This window comes from Sphingomonas sp. DG1-23 (assembly GCF_030730875.1).
In the GTDB taxonomy this organism is placed as follows: Bacteria; Pseudomonadota; Alphaproteobacteria; order Sphingomonadales; family Sphingomonadaceae; genus Sphingomonas.
The window spans coordinates 299,541-326,283 of record NZ_JAVAMA010000001.1 but is presented as its reverse complement, the minus strand read 5'-3'; the positions used below and the strand labels follow the sequence as shown (position 1 = coordinate 326,283).

Genomic DNA, 26,743 nt, shown 5'->3' with positions numbered 1-26,743 from the left:
GTTGCAACCACGACACAATCCCCCGGCGAACATGCCGACCGGCTATGGAGGTGTGAACAGAAACTATGGCGTGGCGTAACATTCTTGTTACTTAATGCCCGGGTTCCGCGGTGGGCACGCGGGACGATGGGGGCACCACTACATGGCTGGTTTCGCGTCGTTCAAGATTCTTCTTGTTTCGGGAACGGCATGTGCCGCGCTCGGTTTCGCGGTTCCGGCATTCGCGCAGACCGGCACCGAACAATCCACCCCTGAGGCGGCGACACCGACCGGCGCGGCGGTTCCGGTATCGGATGCTGAGGCGAGCACCGAGCCGCAGGGCCGCGAGAACGAGATCCTCGTCACCGGCTCGCGCATCCGCCAGGACCCGAACAATTCGGCGCTGCCGCTGCAGATCATCACCACGCAGGAAATCCAGCGCAACGGCATCAGCAGCCCCGAGCAATTGATCATGTTCCTGAGCACCAACGGCTCGGGCGCGGACAATCTCGCCTCGAACGCCGACGTGACCAGCGGTGCGCAGCGCGGCACCAACGGGCTTTCCGCCGCCAACCTGCGCGGGCAGGGCAGTGCCGCGACCCTGGTGCTGCTCAACGGCCGCCGCGTCGCCGCGCACGGCCTCACCGGCGGCGCGGTCGACGTCAACCAGATCCCATTCGCGGCGATCGAACGCGTCGAAGTGCTCAAGGACGGCGCCTCGGCGATCTACGGCACCGACGCGGTCGGCGGGGTGATCAACTTCATCACGCGGAAAGATTATCAGGGGCTCGGCTTCAACGGCTTCACCGACGTCACCGAAGCCGGCGGCGGCAACATCTACCGGCTCTCGGGAATCGCCGGCTATGGCGATCTCGACGAGGACGGCTTCAATGTCATGGCCGCGGTCGCCTATAGCTGGAACAAGGCGCTGCGCGGCGAGGACCGCCCGTTCGTCAACGGCTATCAGCCCGATCGCGGGCTCTCGATCGATACCCGCGGCACCCCGATCGCGACGGCGTTCAACATCGGCGCCAACACCCGGCCGAACAGCATCACCGCGGCCGGCACGCTGCTCACCGGGCTGACGCTGACCGCGCCCAACGGCGCCAATGCCGCGGCCGGCGGCATCAATGTTCTCGATCTGCCGGGCGGGGCCGGCTGCGAATCGATGGATGGCGGGCTGCCTTACGACGAGGCGTTGTGGAACGCGCCGAGCACCTATTACGCCTGCGCATGGGATACCGGCCGTGCCGCGGTGCTCCAGCAGCCGATCAACACGCTGACCTATTATGGCCGCGGCGTGGTCAATCTCGGCATGGGTCACCAGATGTCGCTCGAGGTCACCGGCTCCGACGCGACCTCGGCCAAGCGCTTCTCGAACGCGCAGCTGACCGCGAACACCACCAATCTCGCGATCGCCTATCCGCTCAACAGCCTGACCGCGGCGACCTATAACAGCGTGTTCAACGCGATCCGCGCGGCCTTCCCCGCGCAGGCGGCGGCGCTCGACGGTCGCTATGGCCGGCCGATCGCCTATCGCTGGCGTTGCATCGCCTGCGGCACCCGCGAATATGTCACCAACACCAAGACCCTGCGCGCCGCCTTCGGTGTCGAGGGGCCGCTGTTCGAGGGCTGGGATTATCGCGCCGGCGCATCCTATGCGAAGAGCGAATCCTCCTCGGTGCTCGGCACCGGCTATTATTATCGCGGCACGCTGGGCAATGGCGACTATGATCCGAACGCCCCCGCGGTCGCCGGCGCCGCGGCGATCAACGGGTTCACCCCGCGCGGCCTGGTCGGGGTGATGAACAGCGGGCTGATCAATCCGTTCAGCCTCGCCCAGACTCCCGAGGGCCTCGCCGCACTCGAATCGGTGTCGGCCTATGGCGCCACGCTCTATGGCGGCCAATATGAAGTGAAGCAGTTCGACCTGTCGCTGTCGGGGCCGCTGTTCCGCATCTGGGGCGGCGACGTCCAGCTCGCGGTCGGCGCCGATGTCCGCCGCGAGACCTATGAGTTCAACGGCTCGGACGCCGCCGCGGCGAGCGCGCCGGTGATCTTCCTCGCGGCGTTCGACAACATCAACGCGCTGACGCCGAAGAACCGGACGGTCAAGGCAGCCTATGCCGAGATGCTCGTGCCGATCCTGCCGGGGCTCGAAGTCACCGGCGCGGTGCGCATCGACGAATATTCGGGCTTCGGATCGACCACCAATCCGAAGGTCTCGGTCAAATTCCGTCCGATCGACCAGATCATGTTCCGCGGTTCGTACAATACCGGCTTCCGCGTGCCTTCGTTCAACCAGATCTTCAACGGCCTCACCGAAGCGCCGTATCTGGGCAGCGACATCGCCGATCCGGTGCGCTGCCCCGGCGGGGTTCCGACCAGTCCGGTCGGCACCGGGACGCCGTGCGACCAGATCCGCCCGAACATCTATACCGGCGGCAACCGCGAGCTGGGGCCCGAGACGGCGAAGCAATTGAGCGCGGGCGTGGTCGTCCAGCCGGCGCCCCTGTTCAGTGCCTCGGTCGACTGGTGGATGATCAACGTCGACAACACCATCCAGACGCTCACCCTGCGCCAGCTGATCGACAATGCCGCGCTGTTTCCCGAGCGCTTCCTGCGCGACCCGCCGGAGACGGGGACCATCTTCGGGATCGATCAGCGCTGGATCAACGCCGGTTCGCGGCGCACCCAGGGCCTCGAGGTGTCGCTGCGCGGCGGGCACGAATTCGGTGGCAGCAGTCGGGTCATGGCAGGACTCGACGGCACCTTGCTGCTCAAGAAGCGCGAGAAATTGACGCCGACCGCGCAATACGGTCCGAGCCTGATCGGCGTGTTCACCTTCGCCGGCGATCTCGGCGTGCGCTGGAAGCACAACGCGTTCGTCAGCTATTCGAACGACGATGTCGCGCTGTCGCTGAGCCAGATCTTCCGCAAGGGCTATCGCAACGGCGCGCTGCCCGGCATCGCCGCGGGAACGGTCACCCGGCCCGGCTACAATGCGTTCGTGAAGGACTATATCGTCTACAATCTGTCGCTCAGCTATACCGGGCTCGCGCCGGGCTACAAACTGACTGCAGGCGTGCGCAACCTGTTCGACACCGAGCCGCCCTTCGCGATCACCTATGACGGCAATACCGGCGCGGGCGGATCATGGGAGCCGCGCGTCGCCGATCCGCGCGGGCGCAGCTTCACCATGGGCGTCGAAGTCAAGTTCTGAGCTATTCCGGGGGGAGACCAGGGCCGCGGCGGGCAACCGCCGCGGCCCTTTTCTTTGCCGTCATCCCCGGCTGGAATGCCGGCGGTGTTCAGGCGGAAAGCTGCGACGAGCCCAAGCGTCACCCCGGACTTGTTGCGGGGTCCACCGCGCCGCAAAGGCGGTACTACCCGCTCTCGCTCTTCGTCCAGCCTGCTGGTGGACCCCGCCCGAGGCCGGGGTGACGAAGAAGGGCTACGTCCGCAGAATGAAGTGCGAGAACTTCGGGCCGGGAGGGGCCGGCCTGCTCTCGCCAGTCCGCAGGTGAAAATCCAGGGAACCGGGTGGTAAGCCGATCGATTGCTGAAACGCGTGCGAGGCTGCAAGATCGCGCCTCGAGCAGGGAGAGTGCGGCGTTGGGGCAAGCATCGTGAACGAGATCATTCTCGCAGGCGCGCTGGGCAGCCTGTGCGCGGGCATGGCGACCGGGCTGGGCGCGATCCCCGTGCTGTTCATGCGCCAGCCGAGCGACCAGCAGCAGAATCTGCTGCTGGGCTTCGCGGCCGGGGTGATGCTCGCGGCGAGCTTCTTCTCGCTGATCCTCCCGGCGATCGAAGTGGCGCGCGCGCAGGGCGCGAGTCAGGCGACCGCTTCGATCACCGTCGTCGCCGCGGTGCTGCTCGGCGCCTTCGTCATCGCCAAACTGAACGACTGGGTGCCGCCGCTCGACAAATTGGGCCTCGGCCCGCCCGGCATCGCCGCCGCCACCGCCTCGGTGCGACGGATCTGGCTGTTCGTCGCCGCCGTGACGCTGCACAATTTCCCTGAGGGCATGGCGGTCGGCGTGAGCTTCGGCGGCGGCGATTTCGACGCGGGGCGCGTGACGGCCCTGGGCATCGGACTGCAGAATATTCCCGAGGGGCTGGCGGTGGCGGTAGCGTTGAGCTCGATCGGCTATTCGCGCGGCCGCGCGGCGCTGATCGCGGCCGCTTCCGGGCTGGTCGAGCCGGTGGCAGGGCTGATCGGCGTGAGCATCGTCAGCGTGGCGCAGGCGTTCCTGCCCTGGGGTCTCGGCCTTGCCGCGGGCGCGATGATCTATGTCGTGGCGTCCGACATCATCCCCGACGCGCATGCCAGGATCAACGGCGGCGGCAAGGTCAGCACCGGACTGATGATCGGGCTCGCCGCGATGATGTTCCTCGATACGACCTTCGGTTAGGCCGCAAATCACGGTTACCGACGGGTTTTTCCACGACTTTTTGCCAGAGAATTTATTAAGTATTTGATTTGGCGAACGCCTGTCTTGCCTGATCTGGGCATTTACATCGCCGCAGGTCGGTTCTGTCCTATCTTTGTCGGATTTGCTGTGTGACATTCCTGCGCGACTCGCAGACTGCCGGGGGCGGCGGCCGCGAGCGTGTAGGGGGATGTAGATGCGGCAAACCACCTTGTCCGTGGCGCTCGAGGTAAAGCCCGAGAGCTATGATCATTTGTCGTCGCTGCTCGATAAATTGCGCGAGAAGCGCAGCACCGATCCATCGGGCGGCACCGGGCCCTTTGCCGATTTCCTGACGCGGGTGCCGGCGGTGCACTTCATGTCGCTCAGCGTCTTTCCCGGCTTCGACTATGATCCCTTGTTCGTCATCGAAGCCAATTTCGACGGTGAGAAGGGGCCGTTCTGGGCGCAGCTCGAATCGGCGATCGGGCCCGAACTGCGCGCCATGCTGCGCTGCTGCAAGAAGCCGCTCGACAATGACGGACCCTTGTTCGATTCGATCACCGCGTCGGACGCGCGCGCGCCGATCGCCCCCTATCTCGAGCGGCGCTCGCTCACCCCGACGGTTTTCCACCACGGCAATCGCGGGATGACGCGCGACCGCATCCTCGCCGAGCACAAATTGTTCGAAGCGACGCGGGTCGAGCTGGCCTGCGCCAATGTCGACGGCCCGAATCCCTATCGCGTGCTCACGCCGCGGCAGATCCATGCGAAGCTGCGCGAGGCGGTGCGCCCCGATTTCGCGTGGCTCGACCAGCCGGCGCCGACGCGTATCCCGCTCGCGCAGAATATCGGCGATTGGGTGCGGCTGATCCTGTTCGTCGTCGCGGCGGTGTTCGTGCTGTCGGTGCCCGGACTGTTCCTCAGCCTCGCCATGCCATGGGACCGCTATCTGATCCTGCTCGGCGTGGTGTTCGTCGGCATCGCATTGCTGCTCAAGAAGATCGGCGTCGCGTTGCCGGGCACCGCAGTGGCGACCAAGTTCAGCTTCCTCAAATTCTTCTTCAGCCAGCTGATCCCGCTGTTGCTGTTCGTCGCCGGGTATCTGGTGGTCGCGGTGGCGATCGGCACGCCGCTGTCGATGCTGGCCACCGCGCGCGATTTCGACGCGGCATGGCACGGCATGGTCACCTGGCTGCTCTGGGGGCTGGCCGGCGCGCCGGTGGTGGTCGCCGGCATCATATTGTGGCTGCGGGTGATCGAGCGTCGCGATGCATCGCAGGATGCGCCGCCGGTCGATCCGGTGATGCTGCGCGAGATGGCGCGGCGCGAGGACTGGATCCCGCAGAACCATATGGGCTCGGTCGTGCTGATCAAGCCCGGCATCCTGCGAATGATCCTGATCCGTGCCGGACATCGCGGGCTGGGCCTCGTGCTGCGGATCGTCGCGCGCAAGGGCTATCTCGGCTCGATGCGGACGATCCACTTCGCGCATTGGGCGATGGTCAACAACCGGTCGCGGCTGATGTTCTTCTCGAACTTCGACCAGACCTGGGAGAGCTATCTCGACGATTTCATCGAGAAGGCGCATGCGGGGCTTACCCTCGCCTGGTGCTGCGGGGTGGGATTCCCGCCGACGCGGTTCCTCGTCAAGGACGGCGCCAGCCATGGCCGCCAGTTCAAGGAATGGGCACGCCATTCGATGACGGTCAGCCGCTTCTGGTACTCGGCCTATAAGGACCTGACCGCCGAGCAGATCGAGCGGAATTTCCGCATCGCGATGGGCTTACGCAAGCGAACACTCTCGGACAAGGACGCCGCTTTGTGGATCAACGACCTGTGAGCGCCGCACCGAAGGGCCCGCCGAGCTGGAAGCTCGCATCGCCGCACGACACGCTCACCCAGGGCATGGTGGTGAGCGGCTTCGCCTCGCTGCCGACCGGGCGCGCATTGTTCCTGCAATTCTGCTGGGACGGCGTCCAGAAGCAGCAGGGCGGCGCGTGGCTCGCGGCACTGCAGGCGGTGGCGCCGATCACCGATGCCGACGGCAAGGACGCGCGCGCCGCGGGAATTGGCCTCACCTGGGAGGGGATGCGCAAGATGGGGCTCGACGCGAGCACGCTCGCCTCGTTCGACCGGCCGTTCAAGGAAGGCATGTTCCAGGAAGACCGGCTGCGCCGGCTCGGCGACCGGCGCGAGGGCGAATGGCTGTCGACGGTGACTCCCGGCGGCCCCAAATGGAGCGGCAACACGCCGGTCGACAATAGCGGCTGCGGCATGGCCGACGCGCATGCCTTCGACGATCTCGAAAAGGTGGTCGAAACGCAGGTCAAGACGCCGATCACGGTGCATGCGCTGCTGCTGCTCTACGAGAAGGACGAAGAGACTGCCGAAGCATGGTGCCGCACCGTCGGCGATGCGCTGGCGCCGCACGAGGTCAAGATCGTCCACGGCCTGCCGCTCGATCTGCGGACCGACGAACGCGGGATAGCGCGCGAGCATTTCGGCTTCGCCGACGGGGTCTCGCAGCCCGCGCCGTTCGAGGAGAAGGTCGTCGTCGTCAAGGACGGGAGCGATTATCCCAAGGATTATTGGAACGGCGTGCCGCTCGGCGAAGTGCTGATGGGGCATGAGAACGGCCATCACGAGATTGCGTTGGGGCCGGTCGTCGCCGACTCGCCGGCAGGGCGCGCCGCCGGGCTGCCCGAGCATCCACGCGGCGTCGGCTTCCTCGATCTCGGGCTCGACGGCAGCTATATGGTGGTGCGCGAATTGAAGCAGGACGTCGCCGCCTTCTGGAATTCGATGGATGCCGCGTCGGCGCGGATCAACCGGCGCGATCCCGAGCATTCGGGGCATATCGACGCCGAATGGATCGCCAGCCGGGTGATCGGGCGCGATCTCGACGGCAACCTGCTCTGCCCGAACAGCAAGACCGGGGTGCTTCCGGTCGACAAATACGACCAGCCCGACAACGACTTCCTGTTCTACGATCGCGACAAGCTCGGCCATGGTTGTCCGCTCGGCAGCCATGTCCGCCGCGGCAATCCGCGCGACGGGCTCGCGCCGACGCCGAACGACAAGCAGACTCTGCTCGACGCGGCAAACAACCATCGCATCCTGCGGCGCGGGCGGAAATACGGGCCTGACATCCCCGACAAGCGCACCGACGACGGCAAGGAGCGCGGACTGCTGTTCATCTGCCTCAATACCGACATCACCCGCCAGTTCGAGTTCGTCCAGCAGACCTGGATGCTCAACCCGAATTTCGCCTTCCTCTATGACGAGGTCGATCCGCTGCTCGGGCCGAAGGGGATGCTGACCATTCCCGAGAAGCCGCTGCGGCGCATCATCGAGGTCGACACCTTCGTCCAGATGGCGGGCGGCGAATATTTCTTCCTGCCGAGCATGCCGGCGATCCGCTATCTGGCGTCGCTATGAGCGCGTTGACGTCGCGCGACGTGCTCCGGCCGGGGCCGAGGGGGATCAAGGCGGCCATCCAGCGGATGGTGTTCGCGCTGATGCCGAACTTCTTCACCTTCCTGCGGCGCTGGAAGCCGGTGATGAAGCTGGGCAACAACTATCTCACGTCGCGCTACGACGATGTCCGCGAAGTGTTCGCGACCGATCCGGCGTTCGGGGTGATCTACAAGCCGCATCTCGACGTGATCATGGGCGGACAGCCCTTCTTCCTCGGCATGGCCGACACCGAGCAATATCGTCACGATACCGATGCGATGCGCCGGGTGGTGCGGCCCGACGACCTGCCGAGGCTCGCGGCGCAGACCGAAGCCTTGGGCGAGGCGATCGTCGCGCAGGCCGGCGGCCGGATCGACGTGGTCGATACCCTGGTGCGGCGGGTCACCTTCACGATGCTCGGCGATTATCTCGGCGTGGCCGATCCGCAGGGCGGCGATTTGCGCGTCTGGGGCACCCGGCTGTTCGAGTTCCAGTTCGTCGATCAGGGCAACGATCCCGAATTGCGCAAGCAGGTCGACGAGATCGCGCCGGCGCTGCGCCTGCACATCCAGAACGAGATCGTGCGGCGGCGGATCGAACCGGGCAAGGACGATGTGCTTTCCCGCTGTCTCGCGCTGCAGGCAGCGGGCGATCCGGCGTATAGCGACGATTTCATCCGCACCTCGCTGATGGGCTTCATCGTCGGTGGGCCGCCGCAGCCGCCGATGGTCGTGCCGCAGGCGATGGAGCAATTGCTCCGCCGGCCAAAGGCGCTGGCCGAAGCGCAGGCGGCGGCGCGCGCCGACGATGACGATCGGCTGCGCCGCTATGTGCTCGAGGCGATGCGCTTCGATCCGCTCGCGCCGGGCCTGCCGCGGGTGGCATTGGTCGACTGGACGCTCGGCCGGGGCACGTCGCATGCCGCGACGATCCCCGCCGGCGCGCAGGTGCTCGCCGCCTTCGCCTCGGCGATGATGGATCCGCGCCGCGTCGCCAATCCGCGCGTTTTCGATCCCGATCGGCCGGCGAGCGACTATATGCATTTCGGCTTCGGGCTGCACGAATGCTTTGGCCGTCACATCAACCACGCGACCTTGCATCTGATGCTCAAGCCGCTGCTCAAGCGGCCGAAGCTGCGCCGCGCGGCAGGCAAGGCGGGCAAGCTCAGCAAGAACGGCCCGTTCGCCGAACGGCTGGTGGTGACCTACGACTAGCCCCTCGCTCGTGCGATAGCCGCAGGAATTCGCGCGAATCTATCGAATGCACCGCGCGGATGCGCCGGGGTGATGCTACGGGCCCTGGACAAGGCCGAGCGGGGTGCGTGGAAGAGAATGACGGATCAGCGACTACCGGACCGGAGCTTTGCGGCGTTCCTGTTCGACATGGATGGAACGATCCTTGACAGCATCGCGGTCGCCAATCGCGTGTGGACCAGCTGGGCCGAGCGACATGGGCTCGACCCCGGTGAAGTCATCGAGGTACTCCACGGGGTACAGGTGGCTACGACGGTGCGCCGTTTCGCCTCGGCGGAGATGGACGTCGAGCATGAGGCGGCGCTGATCACGGCGGCAGAGGTCGCGGACGTAGACGGGATCGTGGAGGTTGCCGGAGCAAGGGCGTTTCTCGAGAGCCTGCCGCGCGACCGTTGGGCCGTGGTCACCTCCGCCCCGCGCCGGCTCGCGATCAGACGCATGGAAGCTGCCGGCCTGCCGACGCCGCCTATACTCGTCAGCGCCGAGGATGTTCGCAACGGCAAGCCGTCTCCCGATTGCTTCGCTGCCGCGGCCCGCGCGCTCGGCGTCGACGTCGGCGATTGCCTCGTCTGGGAAGATGCGCCGGCGGGCATCGCGGCAGGCGAGGCGGCCGGCGCGACCGTGATCGTGGTGGAAGCGACGCACCGGCATTCGCGCGACGATGGTCGCTTGCGGGTTCCCGACTATCGCGGGCTCGCCGCGCGCGCGACGTCCGACGGCAGGCTGCGCCTGATCGAAAGCGATCCGCAATCCTGAGCGATCGTCCGGTTCGTCGGCCGCTATCTCAGGTCCGCAACCGTCAGTTCGATACCTGCACGATCGTGCCGATCCGGAACGCGCCCAGCGCCGCCTCCCAACCTTGCGCTCCGGCAGGGTCGTCGGCGTTGGCGGGCCGGATCGCATAGCGCGGATCGCTGCGCAGCTTCGGGCTCGCATCGGGGAAGGCGATCAGCAGGTCATAGGCGCCGGATTTCAGATCGCGTGGCAGCGTAACCGCGAGCGGCAGCGCGGGCGTTGCGCCGGACAGCAATTGGCGCAGGTCGACGCCGGCGACCGGCAGGCGACGCACGGCGCCTCCTCTGTCGCGAAGCAGGAGCGTGACGCCACGCGGATTGGACGGACGCGCCCATCCTTCGTTGCGAATCGTCAGAGTCAGCCGGAGATCGCCACCCGGCGCGACGCGACGGTCATGCACGATGTCGAGCAGGCGGAGGCGATAGCCCATCCTCGCGGCGACTTCGTCGTAACAGCCATTGGCGCGCCAGGCGTCGTGGAACTGCCGGCGATAATAGTCGGCATTGAGATAGGTGAGGCCGTAGCGCGCGCCTTCGCGGAGGATGTCGGCACATTGCGTGCGTGGGGCCGCGCCGGGATCGTCCGCGGGGTTGCAGGTCTCGCCGCCGAACGGCGACAGGTCGCCGAGCCGATCGATATAGTCCTGCTCGTCCGCGCGCACCTTCGCATCCTCGCTGAAGGTGCCGACATCGGTCTGGCTGGCGAGGAAGCAGTCATTGTGGAAACCGATGCGAAGCCCCTCGACGGGCAAGCGCGGCAGCCAATCGCGGATATAGGGCGGATAGCGGAACTGGACGAAGCGGTCCGCCGGTGCCGCTTCCAGCAGCGCATCCTTGATCGCCGTACGGGCGGCGGGCTCGGTCAGGCCGTTCGACGAAGTGTGCCATTCGCCCCATGCCCCGACGAAACCCGCCTGCACGAACGCGATGACATCGGAGTTGGCGTGCAGCACCGGTTTCAGTTGCGCGAGGTGGCGCAGGACCAGCGGCAGGGCCGCATCCTTTGCGTCGCGATACTCGGTCTCGCCGCGCGGATAATTGTACACCGCCCGGACGATCAGCTTTACTCCCGCGCGCCGGGCGGCGGCGAAGCCGGTCTCGAGCTTGTTCAGATAGTCCGCGGGCAGCGGCCGCGTGCGATAGGGCTCGAGATCGATCCGCGCATAGATCAGCCGGTAGCCTTGTTTGTACGCGGCTTCGAGAAACGCGGAATCGAGCCGCTGCAGATCGCTCGGTCCGGCGCGGTAGAAGCCGCGTTCGGGGTTCGCCAGCGGTCCGGTCCCCTCGCTGAAGCTGGCCGTGACCCTGTCCTGCGTATGCGGTCCCGCAATCGCATTCGCGCCGCAGAGAAGCACGAGTCCCGCCAAACTCGCGATCACCGTGCGGATCGAAGTCGCGCTCATCGCAGCGCCGCTTCGGCCCAGGTCGCCACCACCGGCAAGTCGCTGATATTGCCGTCGCGCGCGACGACGATCTCGATCAGCTTGCTGCCGCGCAGATCGGCGGTCAGCGGCTGTGCGGCCTCGCCGAATCCCAAGGGCAGGCTCTCTGCCAGCAATCGACCGTCGCCATAGACGCGGAAGCGCACCTTGTCCTTCGTGTTCCGCGTCGAATCATCGACGCCGACCAGTGCCTCGAAGCGGGTCCGTCCCGTGCGGTTGCGGATCTCGAGCCGCGACCCGGCGAGGATGCCGATGCCGGTATCGAAGCCGCGCCCGGCGATCTGCAGCGCCTGATCATAAGGCGTCGCATCGGCGCGCGCGCCGCCCCAACCGGCATAGATCGGGCGCTCGCCGCCATTGCGGGTGCCGCTCCATTGGCCGATCATGCGGTGGCCCATCGGATCGGGCTCGGGCGTGGTGACGCCGTCCGCCGCGACGTTGATGTCCCCCGGGATCTCCGAGAGATACACGCCGTCGGTCAGCCGGCGTACGCCTTGCGCTTCGAAGATCAGCGTCTCGCGCGGCGCGAGCGTGAAGCTGGCCTCTCTCTTGAACGGCGCCAGTGCGGACTTGTCCCACAGATTGCGCAGCCGGATCGGCGCGGTGTCGGAAAATTTGAGGTGCGCGGCGGTGAGATCGACCTTGGCCGGCGCCAGCCCGCGATTGAACAGTGCCACCGCCTTGCGCCCGCCCGCCAGTGTCTTGACGATGATCTGCACGTCATTGCTGTCATAGGCGATCACGCCCTGATGCCCGCCGCGATCCTGATTGACTGCGACCACATCGGCATTGCCCCAGATGTCGAGCAGGCTCTGCGGCGCGTTGCGCAGATCATAGCCGATCAGCAGCGGCGCGTTGATGATCGCCCAGAGCGCGAAGTGCGAACGCGCCTCGGTCAGATGGTTGGCGTCGAAATCGCCATGGCCGATGAACAGCATGTCGGGATCGTTCCACGCGCCCGGCTTGGCGTAGAGCGCGCGCGTCGAGGCGCTGTCGAAATTGTGGAGCATCCGCGTCCAGTTCGGCGTGATGTCGCCGCTGGTACGCCACAGGTGACCGACCCGATTGCCCCAGCTGCGCACGTCGGCGCTGCCCCAGGCGCAGAGCGAGAAGATATAGTCGCCGTCGGGATTGTGGCGTTCGAGCGCCTGCGCGACCTTCTCGTAGAGCGCGCGGACCGTGGGAACATCGGTGCGGTTGATCGATGCCTGGTCGATCAGCGGCGGCATCGGCGTGTAGTGATTGTCGCGCACCACTGCGCTGCCGGGGGCATAGACGTTGATCCCGCAGGCATCGACCTTGATGTAATCGAACCCCCATTCGCGAAAATAGAGCGCGATATCCTGATCGACATGGCCGAACAGCCCGACCTCGCGCTCGGCGGTGGTGCCTTCGGGCAGGTTCGGCGAATGGAGATCATAGGCCTGCGAGCAGGCGTTGCGGCCGACATCGCTGTAGATCCCTGCCTTGAGCCCCATCGCGTGCAGCCGATCGGTGAACGGGCGGAAGCTGGTGTCGCCGCCGCGGACCGCCGCGGAGGGGAAGATGCGGGTGCGGATTTGCATCCGCCCGTCGGTCGTCCGCCGCTTGAGCCACCAGCCGTCGTCGACGTTGACATAGACATAGCCGAGCTTCGCCAGGCCGCTGTCGACCAGCTTCTGCGCGGCGCCGAGCACCTTGTCCTCATCGACTTCGGTGCGGAACGCGTTCCACGAGCTCCAGCCCATTGGCGGGGTCTGCGCCTGCTTGCGCTCGGGCAAGGTCCAGCGGCCGGTCGGCGCGAGTGGATCCGTGGTCTGGGCGCGTGCCGGCGCCGCGCCCAGCACGAGCGCGGACGCGAAAAGGAGAGGCTTGTACATCGAGGACCTGCTGCGGGCCGGAGTGGATATCGAGGGGATCACGCCGCGGCGCGTCCCATGCAGAGATCGACATAATCGGCATGCGCGGGCAGATCGGCGAGCCGCGCCGCGATCGCCGCGCGCATCCTTGCGAGCTGGCTTTCGAGCGCCTCGCGCGGCGCCGCGTCCGCGATCGGATGGTGCCGCTTCGGCATCAGGCCCTGCCCGATCAGCACCGACGCCCAGCTGCCTTCCTTGAACAGATCGTGCGGCTGCTCGACGAACAGGCCCTCCGCGAACAGCGCCAGCCGCTCGGCGAGACTGTCGGGAATCACCATGTCGCGGCAATGCGTCCAGAAGGGCGTGTCGTCGCGTTCGGTGACCTTGTAATGCGCGACGATGAAGTCGCGCACCCGCTCCCACTCGGTGGCCATCATCGCGTTGAAGCTGTTCCGGACAACGGGGTTCACGCCCCCGCCGCGCGGGAACAGGGTGATCAGCTTCGCCAGCGCCGACTGGACCATGTAGATCGACGTGCTCTCGAGCGGCTCGAGGAACCCGCCGGCCAGCCCCAACGCGACGACATTATGGTCCCAGGTCTTGCGCCGCCGGCCGGTGACGAAGCGCAGCATGCGGGGTTCGGCGATCGCGGGCGTGTCGAGCCGGGTGAGCAGGGCATCGGTGGCGGCGTCTTCGGAGACGAAGGCGTCGCAGAAGACATGGCCGTTGCCGGTGCGGTGCTGGAGCGGGATGCGCCATTGCCAGCCGGCATCGAGCGCGGTCGAGCGCGTGAACGGCGGGAGTTCCGCCAGCTTGCCGCTCTGCACCGCGACCGCGCGGTTGCACGGCAGCCAGTGGCTCCAGTCGTCATAGCCTGCGCCGAGCGTCTGCTCGATCAGCACGCCCCGGAAGCCCGAGCAATCGAGGAAGAAATCGCCGGCGATTTCGTGTCCGTCCTTCAGCGTCAGCCCGGCGACGTCGCCGGTGGTGCCGTCCCGGTCGACATGTTGGACCATCCCCTCGATCCGCTTGACGCCGAGGCGCTCGGAATAGCGCCGGAGCATCGCGGCGTAGAGCGCAGCGTCGAAATGATAGGCGAAGTGGAGCTGTCGCGCGTCCGGGTCGCGGAGCTGAGCCATGCCGAAGCGCCCCGCCATCGCCGCCTGGGTCTCGAGATTGTACGCGAGCAGGTCGCTGGTGCCGCCCTCGGCGCGGTGGCGCAGCCAATGCTGGAGAAAGCCGGTGCCGTTGAGGTCCGTGCCGATCGGCCCGAACGGATGGAGATAGCGCGCGCCGCGCTTGTGCCAATCGACGAATTCGATGCCGAGCTTGAAGGTCGCTTCGCTGCCGCGCAGCACGTCGATCGAATTGATTCCGAGGATCTGGTGGAAGGTCTCGATCAGCGGGATCGTAGCCTCGCCGACGCCGACGGTGCCGATTTCTTCGGATTCGATCAGCGTGATCGTGCGCCGTTCGGTGCCCAGCGTCCGCGCGAGGCAGGCGGCCGCCATCCACCCCGCCGTGCCGCCGCCCAATATCACGATGCGCTGCATCGTATCCTCCCTCTCCGCCGACCTTGGGCCGGTGCGCCCATCCGCACCGGCCCGTGCTCCCCGTCAGAATTTGGCGCGGATACCGAATTGGAAGCGGCGATCATATTCGAACGAGCCGCCCGGCAGGAACTTCACTTCGCGGTCCGGATCGTCCTCGGTCGGACCGCTCACCTGCGCGCGCATCTTGATGCGGGTGTTGAGCAGGTTCGAGCCCTGGAAGCTGAATTCGAGCTGCGGCGTCACTGCGATGCGGATCGAGCCGTCGAGATAGCCTTCGGGCTCGTTCCACACCGGGAAGCCGAGGCAGCAGTCATTGACCGAGTTCACATATTTGGATCGCCAATTATAGGCGAGACGCGCGCCGAAGCCCGGCTTCTCGTACATCAGGATCGCGTTGAAGGCGTGATCGGAGAGATTCTCCAGCCGGTCGACCTGGATCATTCCCTCGAGCGCCGAGCGCGCGATCGAACTGCCGCCGGTGGTATCGACGACCAGATTGGCGTTCTTGACCCCTTCGTTCTTGATCCGGGTGTAATTGGCCTGCACGCCGAACCCGTCGAAGGGCGCCGGCAGGAAATCGAAATAGCGCTGGAAGGCGATCTCGAAGCCGTAGATCGAGGCACCGTCGCCGTTGACCGGTCCGCGGACCACGACGTCGCGGGTCACGCCATTATTGGTGATCGGGACCGAAAAGGTGCCGTTCTGGATATAGTCGCGAAACTTTTTGTAGAAGGCCGCGACGCTGAACGAACCCAGGCTGCCGCTATACTTTTCGATCGAGATGTCGAACTGATCGGCCTGGATCGGCTTTAGCCGCGGATTGCCCATCTGCGCGGTATAGCCGTAGCGCAGGCTCACCGGATTGCCGGCGGCGTCGAGCACGATCGCGGGATTGCCGGCGCGGATGTCCGATTGCGGCACGAATGAGCGCTGCACCGCCATGAAGTTCTTGAGCAGGCCGATATCGGGCTTGGAAATCGCGCGCGATCCGGCGAAACGGACGAACCAGTCATCGCCGAGCCCGAAACGGATGTTGAGGCTGGGCAGCCAGTAATTGGTCTGGTTACGCACCGTCGACGGCGTGCTGCCGCCGCTCGAAAAGGCCTGATCCTCGAGCGAATTGACCGCGAGGCAGGCCGGCGAGATCGCATATTGGCCCGGCTCCAGGCCGGCGATCACTTCGGGAGGCAGCGGCTGGCAATTGAGATCGCCCGAAGTGAACGGCACGGCGTAATTGAGCGCGCCCTCGCTCTCGACGCGCAGATTGACCCAGCGCACGCCGAGATTGCCGCTGACGTTCAGACCGCCGATGCGCGCGTCGTCGCCGCCGAACTTGACCATCGCATAAGCCGATTTGGTACGCTCGCTGACGTCGAGGATCTCGCCGGGGGTGAAGCAGCTATTGGCGATCTCGTCGGGACGATCGCAGATCGGGTTCCACAAGGACGAGGCGGTGCCGCCCTCGTCGGTCTGCCCGCCGATGCTGAAGCGGCGATACGTCTCGGCCTGGTTGGCGAGGATGTCGGAGCGCATGAATACCAGAGGCGAGCCGTTGAACAGGCCGCCGCCGAACATGTTTTGCGCGTAGGTGCGGGTCTCCCAATAGCCAGGGGCATAGCCTTCGAAATTGACGCTGCCGTCGGAATTGAACGTGCGCGGGCTGGTCAGGAACACCGAATCGCGCGGGTTGGTCTGCCAGTCCGAAGTGATGCTCGCCCAATTGTAGAGCGACCAGTTATGCTGCTGCCGGCGATCGGCATAGCGCCCGCCGAAACGGACTTCCGCGAGCCAAGGCGAGTTGAATTCATAGGCGCCGTCGATGCGGAAGGCGTCCATCTTCCCGGTGCTGTCGGTGATGTGGTCCATCGCCGAGGCCGGGGTGTAGTTGCGCGGATCGGCAAAAGGCTGATCGCCGATCTGGTTGTAGCCCGAAGGCGCGCGCAAGGTGAGCTTCGGCAGCTCGCCGCGCAGATCGAGGTCCATGTTGGCGAACGTGCGGAAATTGAAGGTGATGTCGTAATTGTAATTGGTCGCGCGGACGTGCTGATAGTCGAGATTGAAGCGGAGCCGGTCGGTCGCCTGCCATGTCAGGTTGAACGACGCATCCTCGACCAGCCGGTCTTCGTTCGAATAACGGGTGGCGACATCGAGCGGGGCGCCGGCGCGGCACGGCACATTGGCGTGGCTGACGTCCGAATTGAGGCACGGCTGATAGAGCGGCAGGCCGTTGGGCAGCACGCCATATTGATCGGTCGAGCCCGGGACATATTGCGGCGGGCTGGCGGCCCAGTCGATCGCGCCGAAGCCCCAGCCGCCGCGCGATCCGGTGATCACCCCGGTCTGGAACAGTCCGTCCTCGCGGAAGGTGAAAGGGGTGCCGCCGCCGGCCTCGTTGAAGCCGAGGCCCGGCGCGTCGGGCGGCGCGAGCAGGCTGCCGTCGGTCCACACCGTCGAATGGTTGGTCACCGCGGGATCGACCCACGCCCAATAGCTCAGCGCCTGATGCTCGATCCACGTATTCTCGTAGCGCGAGCGGTTATATTGCACCGTCGCCTCGAGCCGGCCGTCATTGCTCTTCCATTGCGCCGCCGCCGAAATGCCGAAGCGCTTGCGGTCATATTCGGTCTCCGAGAAGCCGATGCCCGAAGGGATGTAGGTGGTCTCCGGGCCGTAGACGCCCGGCGCGAAGGGCATCATCCGCGGCAAGGTGACACCGCGCGAATTGGTGACGACGTGCGAGTAAGCGAGGTTGGCGAGCAGCCCGAACTCGCCCGCGCCGGTGCTCCAGCGGTTCGAATAGAGCGCGGAGGCGTCGGGCGTCGCGCGCTGGCTGATGTCGCCGTAATTCTGGGTCAGGCTGACGGTGAAGACCTGGCCGGGCTGGTCGAACGGCTTGCGGGTGCGCAGATTGACCGTGCCGGCGATGCCGCCCTCGATCATTTCGGCGGTCTGGTTCTTGTAGGTGTCGACCCCGGCCATCAGCTCGGGCGAGACGTCGCTCCAGCTGAGTCCATAGCCCGAGGTCGCCGAGAAAGTGTCGCGGCCGTTGAATTCCGAGCGCACCTGCTGGAGGCCGCGGATCACCACGCCCGACGGCTCGGCGGAATAATGCATCACGTCGTCCTTGGCGGCCGAGCGGATGACCGTGACACCGGGTACGCGCTGGAGCGCCTCGGCGACCGATTTGTCGGGGAAGGCGCCGATGTCGGTGGCGGTGATCGAATCGACCACGGTATCGGAATCGCGCTTGATCCGGGCCGCATTCTCGAGCGCCTTGCGAACCCCGGTTACGACGATGTCGCCCGAATCGTCCGGCTCCTGCGTTTCGGCTTGACCACCGGCATCCTGCGCCGCCGCGGGAGCCATCGAGCCCAGCAGCCAGAGCGCCGTCCCCGCGACCAGGGCACTACGAAAGCGCGCACGTCTCATCGCTATTTCCCCCCATATGTTTTAGCTGAAATCTAACGTTTCGTTACATTGGTATTGCAAGAGGTCGCACGATTCGCGCACCTTCGCAAGTAAGAATTATCTTATAAATTCACGATATCGCGCATAAGGAAAGAAAACGAAAGCAATCTGTGGCAATTCGGTCACTCCGGGCGCGAGTTGCCCAAAGGCAGCTCCACGTAGACGCGTTGATCGAGCCTCCGCGCGAGCAGGGAGAAATGCCGGTCGTCGATAGAGTCGACTACCGTCCGCGACGACGGCCCCCGCCTCAGAGGCGCCCGCGGACGCCCACGAAGAACGAACGGCCGGAATATTCGTAGAAGTTCGGCACGTTGCGGTGGGTATTGAACCGCCTGATGTCCGAGCCGAGCAGGTTCGATCCCTGGACATAGACCGACAGGTTCTTGGTCAGATCGTAAGAGAGGCTCGCCGACATCTCGTGATAGGCATCTTCCTTGACCGGAAGATAGCCGAGATTGCCCGACTGGGCGTACACGTAGCGCGACTGATAGCTGTACGAGACCTGCGCACCCACGCCGTTCTTTTCGTAGAACAATTTGGCATTGGCCGAGAACGGAATCGCCCCCGGCAGATCGGTGGTCACGTCGCCGGACTTCGCGCGCGAGTGATTATAGGTGAGGTTGGCCTGCACCCCGAAGCCGTTGTCGAGGAAATATTGGCCGCCGAGTTCGACGCCGTACACGTCCGCCGCGTCGCCGTTGACCACCTGATATTCGACGAAGGGGAAGCTCTGCTGCTGGTTCGCCGGCTGCGCGGTCGGCGTGATCGTTACGTCGACCGGCACCGTGGAGACGAAGTTGGTGATGTGCTTGTAGAAGCCGGCAAGGGTCAGGGCGAGGCGGTTCGACGGATAGAATTCGAGCGACGCATCGAGCTGATCGGCCTCGGTCGGCTTGAGGTTCGGATTGCCGGCATCATAGATGATGTAGGTGCCCGATTGGGCCGAGGTGGCGTCCTTGGCAGGCGACAGCTCACCGAAGGTCGGCCGCGAGATCGCCTGCGACGCGGCGAGGCGGAGACGCAATCCGTCGGTGAGATCATAGGCGAAATTGGCGGCTGGCAGCAGCCGGGTATAGTCGCCGCCGCCATCGATCGCGTCGACCGGATTGAAATCGACGTCGTTGTCCTGGGTGCCGGCGCGCGGGATGATGCTCGCGATGGTGGCGCCGTATCCGGTCGACGAGACTTTGGTCGAGACCAGCCGCGCGCCGATATCGCCCCGCCAGCGGCTCCCTTCGAAATTGATCTGGGCATAGCCCGCCCAGGTCCGCTCCTTGATGCGATAGGAAGCGGGGAGATCGGGCTCGATTATCTGCGTCGAATAGCCTGCCGGATACGGCGAGAGCGAGCATCCAGGGATCGCCGCGCCGGTATCGTCGAGGCAGCTGTTCGGATCGAGGATCGCCGGGTTGTTGTCCGCCCGCGGCAGCGCGCCGAGATAGGTGTCGATATCGAAATAGGGGAAGTTGCGCGGGAAATTGCCGCCCAATTTGGCGAGGATGCCGCCACCATTGCCCGGCCGGACCACGTCGGCGTCGAGCTCGCCGAAGGTGAACGGATAGCCGCAATAATTGCACGAAGTGGTATATTGGTTGTCGATCGTCGACACCGTCTTCCGGCGATCGGTCCATGCGACGCCGATCTTGATCGACTTGAAGATGCCACCCAGTTCGTATTCGGCATCGAGCTTCGCGCCGTTGGTGCGATCCTCGATGTTCTGGCCCTGGATGCCGATATAATGCGCGCGGAAATCGTCGTTGGTCGCCTGATCGAGCGTCCGCCCGCCCGGGATGGTGACCGCCAGATCGGGAATGCCGCCGTCGCGCGTCGCGAACTCCGCCGAGGCGCCGGGAATGCCGGCGACGACGAAGCGGTTCTGCCCGCCGGTATTGTCGCGCGCTTTGCCGAAATAGCCGTCGAGACCGAACTTCAGCCGGTCGGTCGCGCGCCAGTCGATATGGCCGCCGAGCTGCCAGGTCTGGCTCTTGCGCGGTTCGTCGGTGGTGAGCACCTCGGCGACCAGATCGTCGAGCGCGAAGCCGGTGACGACATGGTTCGCGTCGGTCTGGATCGACGCCGGATCCCAGCGCAGCGAGCCGTCGTCGCCGAGCGGATTGAGATAGTTGGACGAGCGATAATTGTGCTGGGTGACGTTGTAGCGGCTGTACAGGCCGTCGATGGTCAGCTCGAAATCGCTCGACGGCTTCCACTGGAACGATGCCGCGGATCCGATCCGCTCGCGCTCGCCGCGGACATAGCCGACGCTGTAGTAATCCGGCCAGATGAACGCCGGACCGTTTTCGTCGGGATTGACCTGGCCGTCGCGGTCGAAGTCGATGCCATAGGCGGCCTCGGTGCCGTCGGTGATCGAATACTCGCCGAGATTGTCGGTGCGGAACTTGTACTTGTTGTAGCTCGCGCCGATCAGGAACCCCATCGTGCCGTCGGCGAAGGTGGTGCTGAACACGCCGGAGATCTTGTAGCCGCCCTTCTCGACCAGGTCGTTATACTGGCCCTCGATCGCGATCGAGGCGTGCATCCCCGGGCGATCGAGCGGGCGCGCGGTGCGCAGATCGACATTGCCGCCGATGCTCCCCTCGAGCGCAGAGGCCTGGATCGCCTTTTGCACTTCGGCACCCGAGATGATTTCGGACGGCAGCACGTCGAAGGCGAACGACCGGTCGGCGCCGTCGGTCGGCAGGATGCGGCCGTTGAGCGTGGTGATCGCGAAATTCTCGCCGAGCCCGCGAATAGTGATGTCGCGACCCTCGCCGCGGCCGTCGCGGCCCACCGTCACGCCGGGGATGTTGGCCAGCGCCTCGGCGACGTTGCGGTTGGGGAATTTGCCGAGTTCCTCGGCCGAGATCGCGTCGACGATGGTGTCCGCGTCGCGCTTCGCCTGGATCGAGCGCAACAGGCTGCCGCGCACGCCGCGCACCACGATCGCTTCGCCCTCGGCGCTCGCATCGGTCTGGGGTTCGGGTGAATCGGCCGTCTGCGCTGCGGGCGCGCCGGGGTCCCCGGCCTGGGCAGCTGCGCCCGACGCCGCGAGCAGCGCGGTGACGCTCGCGCCGCCAAGGATCAGATTGCGCCAGAGAAGCTGTCGGGTCATCGCGAATCCCCTTGATGCTGCGCGATGTCCGGATGCTCCGGCCGCGCGATATATTGCGTTTTGGTAACGTCGCGCTTGCATCTCTGTCAAATAGAAAAGAAACGAAACATATTCTGTTTGTTGTCGCCACGGCTCGGCGCTGGTAAGCACCGCTCAGGGAGGTTTTCATGTCCGTCATCCGGGACACCAGCGAACGACGTCAGCAGATCAGCGCACTCGTACGCGAGCGCGGCAGCGTTCAGGTTGCGCCGCTCGCGGCGCGGTTCGGCGTGTCGATGCAGACCATCCGCAAGGATCTTCATTATCTCGAGCGGCGCGGCGTCGCCGAACGGTCCTATGGCGGCGCCATCTCCGCCGACGCCGTCAACGTCGTCGCAGAGCCGCCGCTCGAGGCGAAGCGCGCCAGCAACATCGACGAAAAGGCGCGGATCGGCGCGCTGGCGGCGTCGATGGTGCGGCCCGGCGATTCGATCGTCCTCGATTCGGGCACCACCACGCTCCAGATCGCGCACCACCTTCCCGACGACGAGGACATCACCGTCCTCACCAACGATCTCGACATCCTGTCGGTGCTCGCGCGCAAGGAGCGGATCGGGGTGGTCATGCTCGGCGGCGCGCTGCGGCGCCGCAACCGCGCCTTTTACGGCGCGCAGACCGAGAATGCGCTCGACGATCTGCACGTCGACAAATTGTTCCTCGGGGTCGACGGCTTCGATCTCGAACGTGGCATCACCACCCATTTCGAGCCCGAGGCGATGCTCAACCGCAAGATGGCCCGAGCGGCGCGGCAGGTGATCGCGGTCACCGACAAGTCGAAATTCGGCAAAGTGTGCCTGCATCGCATCCTGAGCGTCGGCGAGATCGACGATCTGATCACCGACGCCGAGGATTCGGATGGGATGCAGGCCGCCGCCGAGCGCGCCGGCTTCCGCCTCCACATCGCCTGAGGTCCGGCCAGCTGTCGACATTCAATCCTCCCCCGCCGGGGGAGGTGTCAGGCGCAGCCTGACGGAGGGGCGGAGGCGCAACCCCAGAGAGGCGCTTCCGCCTCCTCAGTCGCCGTCGGCGCCACCTTCCCCTTGCGGGGGGATGGGTTGCGTTCCCCGCTCGGCCGGCACCCAAAGGTCATGCCGGCCGGGAACGCCTATCGCCCGCGCCCGAAAAATCGTTGCGCATTCTTCCAATAGATCTTGTCGATCACCGCGCGCGGCAGATCGAGGCCCGCGGCATCGGCCTTGATCGCATCGACGCGCTGCCCGAGCGGCGTGGCGAGATAGCGCCAGTCGTTGCGCCATACGCGATCGGCCTCGCGGGCAAAATCGTCGGTCGCAGGCGGGTTCTGGGCGCGCGCAGCGGGGTCGGGCGGACTGTCGGTGAGGTCGGTGCCGTAGAGGACGCGGTCCTGGTATTTGACGAAGAAATTGCGCACCCGATCGCGATCGCCGACCGATTGCGCCTGCAGGTTCGACATGCGCGCGGCGAGATCGACCATCGCGTTGGGGTAGCGATCGAGGAAGGCGGCGAGTTCGTCGACGCTCCATTCGAGACTCGCCATGTGCGCGCCATCGAAAGCGAGCTTCGGATGCCGGGCGACGAAGCGGTCGCGCGCGGCCATCAGCGCCTCGTAGCTCGGCTCCTCCGGATGGAGATACATGTAATATTCGGGATGCGCCTTGAAATAGGCGCGGTCGTTCTCGGTGGTCATCTGATCGAGCGGCAGCCAGCAATTCTTCGGCTCGCCCTGGTGGACGATCAGCGGAATCCGCCGTTGCTCGAGATGCGCGATCACCCCGTCGAAGCGCGGATCGTCGATGAACACGCGCTTGCCCTGCGCGTCCTCCGCCACCATCCCGATATTCTTCCACACCTTGACCGCTACCGCGCCTTTGGCGACCGCATCGTCGATCGCGCGGATCGTCCGTTCGGTCCAGCCGGGGGTGCCGAAGCCTTGCATCGAGAAGGTCGTGGCGAACTGGAGCCGCTGGGGATCGGCGGCGCGCATCGCCTGCGCGACCCTGGCCTGTAGCGGGAGCGGTGGGAAATCGGGATAATCGACATTGATCGCGAGGAGATGGAAGCCGTCGCGGCGTGCCACTTCGAGGAAGCGCGGATCCTCGACATTGGCATGCACATGCGCGTCGAACTTGGCGACCTTGTCGAAATCGCCTTCGCCATAACGCGGGTCCGGCGCGGTCGCGCTCGCCAGCATCGCCGATGCCCCGCACAGCAGCAGGGCGCCCCAAATTCGCATCCGCAACTCTCCATCGATGCAAATCGAAACGAAACGCTCGATTATGTTGCGTTTTGATTTGCGCCGCATCCTTGCTTCGTGCAAGCTCTTTCTCGAACGGCCGTCGCCCCGGGGGTGTCGCCGCCTGCGTGGGAGAGAAAGATGCCGCCAAGCCCCGTCACCCGCCGCGCGATGCTGCGCTCGCTGATGGCGAGCGGCGCTATGGTCGCCGCGCCCGCGATCGGCGGCAAGGCCTGGGCCGCGGCGCCCACGGGGGTTCGCCTGTCCGACGGCGCGCTGACGATCGCGTTCGACGCGGCGATGCGATCGCAGCTGTCGCACGGCGGCCGGGTAGTGACCTCGGCAGCCGCTGCGGCGACGCTGCGCACCGATCGCGGCCCGATCGACCGCTTCCTGTTCCTCGATCACGCCGAGGCGGCCGCCGACGGGCCGCACGGGAAGGGTCGGCAGCATCGGATTCGCGCCACCGCCGGCGGTGGAATCGAACTGCAGCTGTCGGTCACCTTTTTCGACCGCTATCCCGGGCTGGCGCTGTACGACGCGCGCTTCCGCAACACCGGCACCGCGCCGATCGCGGTCACCGGCTGGCAGCTCGCCACGCACGATCTGCTTGCGCACCGCGACGGCGCATGGACCTTCGCCGGCGCGTCGCACCCCGATCGGCGCGATTGGGTGCAACCGGTCAAGCCGGGGTTCGACCAGCGCAACTTCATGGGGATGAACAGTTCGGATTATGGCGGCGGCACCCCGGTGGCCGTGGTCTGGCGCCGCGACGTGGGTCTCGCGGTCGGGCATGTCGAGACGGTGCCGCGGCTCGTCGCGCTGCCGGTGACGGCGCAGCCGGGCGGCACCCGTATCGGCATTTCGGGCGACGCGCAGATGCAGTTCGCGCCCGGCGCGACGCTGGCGCTGCCGACTGTTTTGCTGATGGCGCATGAGGGCGACCATTTCCGCCCGCTCGACGCCTATCGCCGGATCATGGCCGAGCGCGGGCTGGCGGCCCCGGCGATCCCCGAATCGAGCTATGGTCCGATCTGGTGCGCGTGGGGCTATGAGCGCAACTTCACTACCGAACAGGTCTATGGGACTTTGCCCAAGGCCAGGGCGCTCGGGTTCGAATGGGCCGTGCTCGACGACGGCTGGCAGACCTCGGAGGGCGACTGGAAGGTCGACCGCACCAAATTCCCGCGCGGCGACGCCGACATGAAGGCCTTTGCCGATCGCATCAAGGCCGACGGCATGCGTCCACGGCTGTGGCTGGCGCCGCTCGCGGTGGATCCGGGCACCGATCTGCTGCGCGACCGCCCCGACATGCTGATCCTCGATCGCAGCGGCGCGAAGCAGGACGTCACCTGGTGGAACGCCTATACTTTGTGCCCCGCCTATCAGCCCGTCATCGACTATCACCGCGCGCTCGTCCGCCGAATCATCGGCGATTGGGGCTTCGAAGGGCTCAAGCTCGACGGCCAGCATCTCAACGCGGTCGCGCCCTGTCACAATCCCGCGCACAAGCATGAACGGCCCGAGGAATCGTTCGAGAAGCTCCAGGATTTCTGGAAGGCGATCTACGACGAGGCGGTCGCGATCAATCGCGAGGCGATCGTCGAGATCTGCCCGTGCGGCGACAGCTTCGCGTTCCACAATCTGCCCGCGACCAACAACACCCCGGCGTCCGACCCCACTTCGTCGTGGCAGGTCCGCTCGAAGGGCAAGACTTTCAAGGCGCTGATGGGGCCGTCGGCGCCCTATAGCGGCGACCATGTCGAGCTCAGCGACGGTCGCAACGACTTCGCCTCGACCTATGGCATCGGCGCGATCCCCTCGACCAAATTCACCTGGCCCGCCGATACGACCAACCCGACCGACAAATTGCCGCCCGGCGGCTTCGTGCTCACCGCGGAAAAGGAAGCGCTGTGGCGCAAGTGGATTGATCTCTATCGCGCCAACATGCTCGCCAGGGGCAAATATCTCGGCGGCCTCTACGACATCGGCTTCGACAAACCCGAGGGCCATGCGATCGAGAAGGACGGGGTGGTGCATTACGCCTTCTTCGCCGACAAATGGGACGGACCGATCGCGCTACGCGGCCTCGGCGAGGGGCGCTACACGCTGGCCAACGGCTTCACCAATGCCGCGCTCGGCACCGCGTCGCGCGACCAGGGCGTGATCCGCGCCTCGTTCGAACACTTCCTGCTGGTGCGTGCCACGCCCGTCGCCGGAGGCGCGGCATGACCGCGGTCTCGAGCCGCGCCTGGCTCGTCAATGCGCTGATCACCGTGGCGCTCTGGGGCATCTGGGGCGCGTTTTCGGGCCTGTCGCCGCAGCGCGGCTTTCCGGAGACTCTGGTCTATTGCGTGTGGGCGCTGACCATGATCCCGCCGGCCCTGGTGGTGCTGGCCCAGGCCGGATGGCAGCTCGACCGCTCGCCGCGTGCGATCGGCTATGGCCTCGCAATCGGCCTGCTTGGCGCGGGCGGCCAGATGCTGCTGTTCTACGCGGTCGCGCGCGGGCCCGCCTATCTCATCTTCCCGGTCATCTCGCTGTCGCCGGTAGTGACGATCGCGCTCTCGGCAGCGCTGATCGGCGAGCGCACTGGCCGGCTGGGCGCGATCGGGATCATCCTCGCCTTGCTCGCGCTGCCGACCTTCGACTTCGCGCCCGGCGGCGCAGCGGGAACATCGCTGACCTGGCTGGTGCCTGCCCTGATCGTGATGCTGTGCTGGGGAGTGCAGGCCTATTTCATGAAGGCGGCCAATCAGGTCACCTCGGCCGAGAGCATCTTCGTCTACATGACGATTTCCGGACTGATGCTGGCCCCGGTCGCGTGGGCGATGACCGACTTCCGCGCGCCGATCAACTGGGGCCTCGACGGTCCGTGGCTTGCCGTCCTCATCCAGTCGCTCAACGCGATCGGCGCGCTGACTCTGGTGTTCGCCTTTCGCTACGGCAAGGCGATCATCGTCGCGCCGCTCGCGAATGCCGGTGCGCCACTCGCCACGGCGTTGCTCTCGCTGGTCCTTCTCGGCGTGGTGCCGGGTCCTCTCAAGACGCTCGGCATCGCGCTCGCCCTGATTGCGTCGCTGCTCCTCGCGCTCGAACCCGACGCGGAAGCGAAATCTATTGGTGAAGCTATCTAGTTTCGTTATATTTCGCTTTATTGTGTTTCGGGTCGAATCGCA

At 65.9% G+C, this 26,743-nt stretch carries 15 protein-coding genes; 9 read left to right on the top strand and 6 right to left on the bottom strand.

Features of this window, described 5'->3' with window-relative positions:
• Positions 1-142 precede the first annotated feature (142 nt).
• From Q9Q95_RS01320 to Q9Q95_RS01295, 6 genes are all read left to right on the top strand, one after another.
• A complete protein-coding gene (locus tag Q9Q95_RS01320) occupies positions 143-3,202 on the top strand; it encodes a TonB-dependent receptor domain-containing protein (protein WP_306093254.1) in 3,060 nt (1,019 codons plus the stop codon).
• Positions 3,203-3,608: 406 nt separating this feature from the next.
• Positions 3,609-4,397, top strand: coding sequence for a ZIP family metal transporter (locus tag Q9Q95_RS01315; protein ID WP_306093253.1), 789 nt, complete (start codon positions 3,609-3,611; stop codon positions 4,395-4,397).
• A 214-nt stretch (positions 4,398-4,611) separates the two neighbouring features.
• Positions 4,612-6,237, top strand: coding sequence for a hypothetical protein (locus tag Q9Q95_RS01310; RefSeq protein WP_306093252.1), 1,626 nt, complete (start codon positions 4,612-4,614; stop codon positions 6,235-6,237).
• A complete protein-coding gene (locus tag Q9Q95_RS01305) occupies positions 6,234-7,835 on the top strand; it encodes a hypothetical protein (RefSeq protein WP_306093251.1) in 1,602 nt (533 codons plus the stop codon). The genes Q9Q95_RS01310 and Q9Q95_RS01305 overlap by 4 nt, the downstream gene beginning before the upstream one ends.
• Positions 7,832-9,067, top strand: a complete 1,236-nt coding sequence (locus Q9Q95_RS01300; protein WP_306093250.1) for a cytochrome P450 — start codon at positions 7,832-7,834, stop codon at positions 9,065-9,067. Before Q9Q95_RS01305 ends, Q9Q95_RS01300 begins: the two co-directional genes overlap by 4 nt.
• Before the next feature lie 72 nt (positions 9,068-9,139).
• Entirely contained in the window at positions 9,140-9,862 is a 723-nt protein-coding gene (locus Q9Q95_RS01295) for an HAD-IA family hydrolase (RefSeq protein WP_306093249.1), read from the top strand.
• 43 nt (positions 9,863-9,905) lie between these two features.
• Here Q9Q95_RS01295 and Q9Q95_RS01290 read toward each other — a convergent pair whose 3' ends face one another.
• The 5 genes from Q9Q95_RS01290 to Q9Q95_RS01270 all read right to left on the bottom strand — a co-directional run bounded on the left by Q9Q95_RS01290 (position 9,906) and on the right by Q9Q95_RS01270 (position 21,313).
• Positions 9,906-11,303: a DUF4832 domain-containing protein gene (locus tag Q9Q95_RS01290; RefSeq protein WP_306093248.1), complete on the bottom strand. Its 1,398-nt coding sequence runs from the start codon at positions 11,301-11,303 to the stop codon at positions 9,906-9,908.
• A complete protein-coding gene (locus Q9Q95_RS01285; RefSeq protein WP_306093247.1) occupies positions 11,300-13,201 on the bottom strand; it encodes an NPCBM/NEW2 domain-containing protein in 1,902 nt (633 codons plus the stop codon). The genes Q9Q95_RS01290 and Q9Q95_RS01285 overlap by 4 nt, the downstream gene beginning before the upstream one ends.
• Before the next feature lie 38 nt (positions 13,202-13,239).
• Positions 13,240-14,733 (bottom strand): tryptophan halogenase family protein, encoded by a 1,494-nt coding sequence (locus Q9Q95_RS01280; RefSeq protein ID WP_306093246.1) that lies wholly within the window; start codon positions 14,731-14,733, stop codon positions 13,240-13,242.
• Between the two features lie 63 nt (positions 14,734-14,796).
• The gene (locus tag Q9Q95_RS01275) at positions 14,797-18,162 is read right to left on the bottom strand and encodes a TonB-dependent receptor (RefSeq protein WP_306093245.1); all 3,366 of its coding nucleotides are present in this window, start codon (positions 18,160-18,162) and stop codon (positions 14,797-14,799) included.
• A 286-nt stretch (positions 18,163-18,448) separates the two neighbouring features.
• Positions 18,449-21,313, bottom strand: coding sequence for a TonB-dependent receptor (locus Q9Q95_RS01270; protein WP_306093244.1), 2,865 nt, complete (start codon positions 21,311-21,313; stop codon positions 18,449-18,451).
• 167 nt (positions 21,314-21,480) lie between these two features.
• Here Q9Q95_RS01270 and agaR point away from each other — a divergent pair, with 167 nt between their 5' ends.
• Positions 21,481-22,260, top strand: a complete 780-nt coding sequence (gene agaR, locus Q9Q95_RS01265) for a transcriptional repressor AgaR (protein ID WP_306093243.1) — start codon at positions 21,481-21,483, stop codon at positions 22,258-22,260.
• A 197-nt stretch (positions 22,261-22,457) separates the two neighbouring features.
• Here the strand turns inward: agaR and Q9Q95_RS01260 are convergent, their stop codons facing one another.
• The gene (locus Q9Q95_RS01260; protein WP_306093242.1) at positions 22,458-23,564 is read right to left on the bottom strand and encodes an amidohydrolase family protein; all 1,107 of its coding nucleotides are present in this window, start codon (positions 23,562-23,564) and stop codon (positions 22,458-22,460) included.
• Between the two features lie 141 nt (positions 23,565-23,705).
• On the opposite strand from Q9Q95_RS01260, the gene Q9Q95_RS01255 reads away from it, so the two are divergent.
• A complete protein-coding gene (locus Q9Q95_RS01255; protein WP_306093241.1) occupies positions 23,706-25,796 on the top strand; it encodes a glycoside hydrolase family 36 protein in 2,091 nt (696 codons plus the stop codon).
• On the top strand, positions 25,793-26,701 hold the full coding sequence (locus Q9Q95_RS01250) for an EamA family transporter (RefSeq protein WP_306093240.1): 909 nt from the start codon (positions 25,793-25,795) through the stop codon (positions 26,699-26,701). The genes Q9Q95_RS01255 and Q9Q95_RS01250 overlap by 4 nt, the downstream gene beginning before the upstream one ends.
• Positions 26,702-26,743 lie beyond the last annotated feature (42 nt).

Excerpts from the sequence above, each read along its gene's own strand:
- Q9Q95_RS01320 (WP_306093254.1), top strand. The coding sequence starts at position 143 with ATGGCTGGTTTCGCGTCGTTCAAGATTCTTCTTGTTTCGGGAACGGCA.
- Q9Q95_RS01310 (WP_306093252.1), top strand. The coding sequence starts at position 4,612 with ATGCGGCAAACCACCTTGTCCGTGGCGCTCGAGGTAAAGCCCGAGAGC.
- Q9Q95_RS01300 (WP_306093250.1), top strand. The coding sequence starts at position 7,832 with ATGAGCGCGTTGACGTCGCGCGACGTGCTCCGGCCGGGGCCGAGGGGG.
- Q9Q95_RS01295 (WP_306093249.1), top strand. The coding sequence starts at position 9,140 with ATGCTACGGGCCCTGGACAAGGCCGAGCGGGGTGCGTGGAAGAGAATG.
- Q9Q95_RS01290 (WP_306093248.1), bottom strand. The coding sequence starts at position 11,303 with ATGAGCGCGACTTCGATCCGCACGGTGATCGCGAGTTTGGCGGGACTC.
- Q9Q95_RS01285 (WP_306093247.1), bottom strand. The coding sequence starts at position 13,201 with ATGTACAAGCCTCTCCTTTTCGCGTCCGCGCTCGTGCTGGGCGCGGCG.
- Q9Q95_RS01280 (WP_306093246.1), bottom strand. The coding sequence starts at position 14,733 with ATGCAGCGCATCGTGATATTGGGCGGCGGCACGGCGGGGTGGATGGCG.
- Q9Q95_RS01275 (WP_306093245.1), bottom strand. The coding sequence starts at position 18,162 with ATGAGACGTGCGCGCTTTCGTAGTGCCCTGGTCGCGGGGACGGCGCTC.
- Q9Q95_RS01270 (WP_306093244.1), bottom strand. The coding sequence starts at position 21,313 with ATGACCCGACAGCTTCTCTGGCGCAATCTGATCCTTGGCGGCGCGAGC.
- agaR (WP_306093243.1), top strand. The coding sequence starts at position 21,481 with ATGTCCGTCATCCGGGACACCAGCGAACGACGTCAGCAGATCAGCGCA.
- Q9Q95_RS01260 (WP_306093242.1), bottom strand. The coding sequence starts at position 23,564 with ATGCGAATTTGGGGCGCCCTGCTGCTGTGCGGGGCATCGGCGATGCTG.
- Q9Q95_RS01255 (WP_306093241.1), top strand. The coding sequence starts at position 23,706 with ATGCCGCCAAGCCCCGTCACCCGCCGCGCGATGCTGCGCTCGCTGATG.
- Q9Q95_RS01250 (WP_306093240.1), top strand. The coding sequence starts at position 25,793 with ATGACCGCGGTCTCGAGCCGCGCCTGGCTCGTCAATGCGCTGATCACC.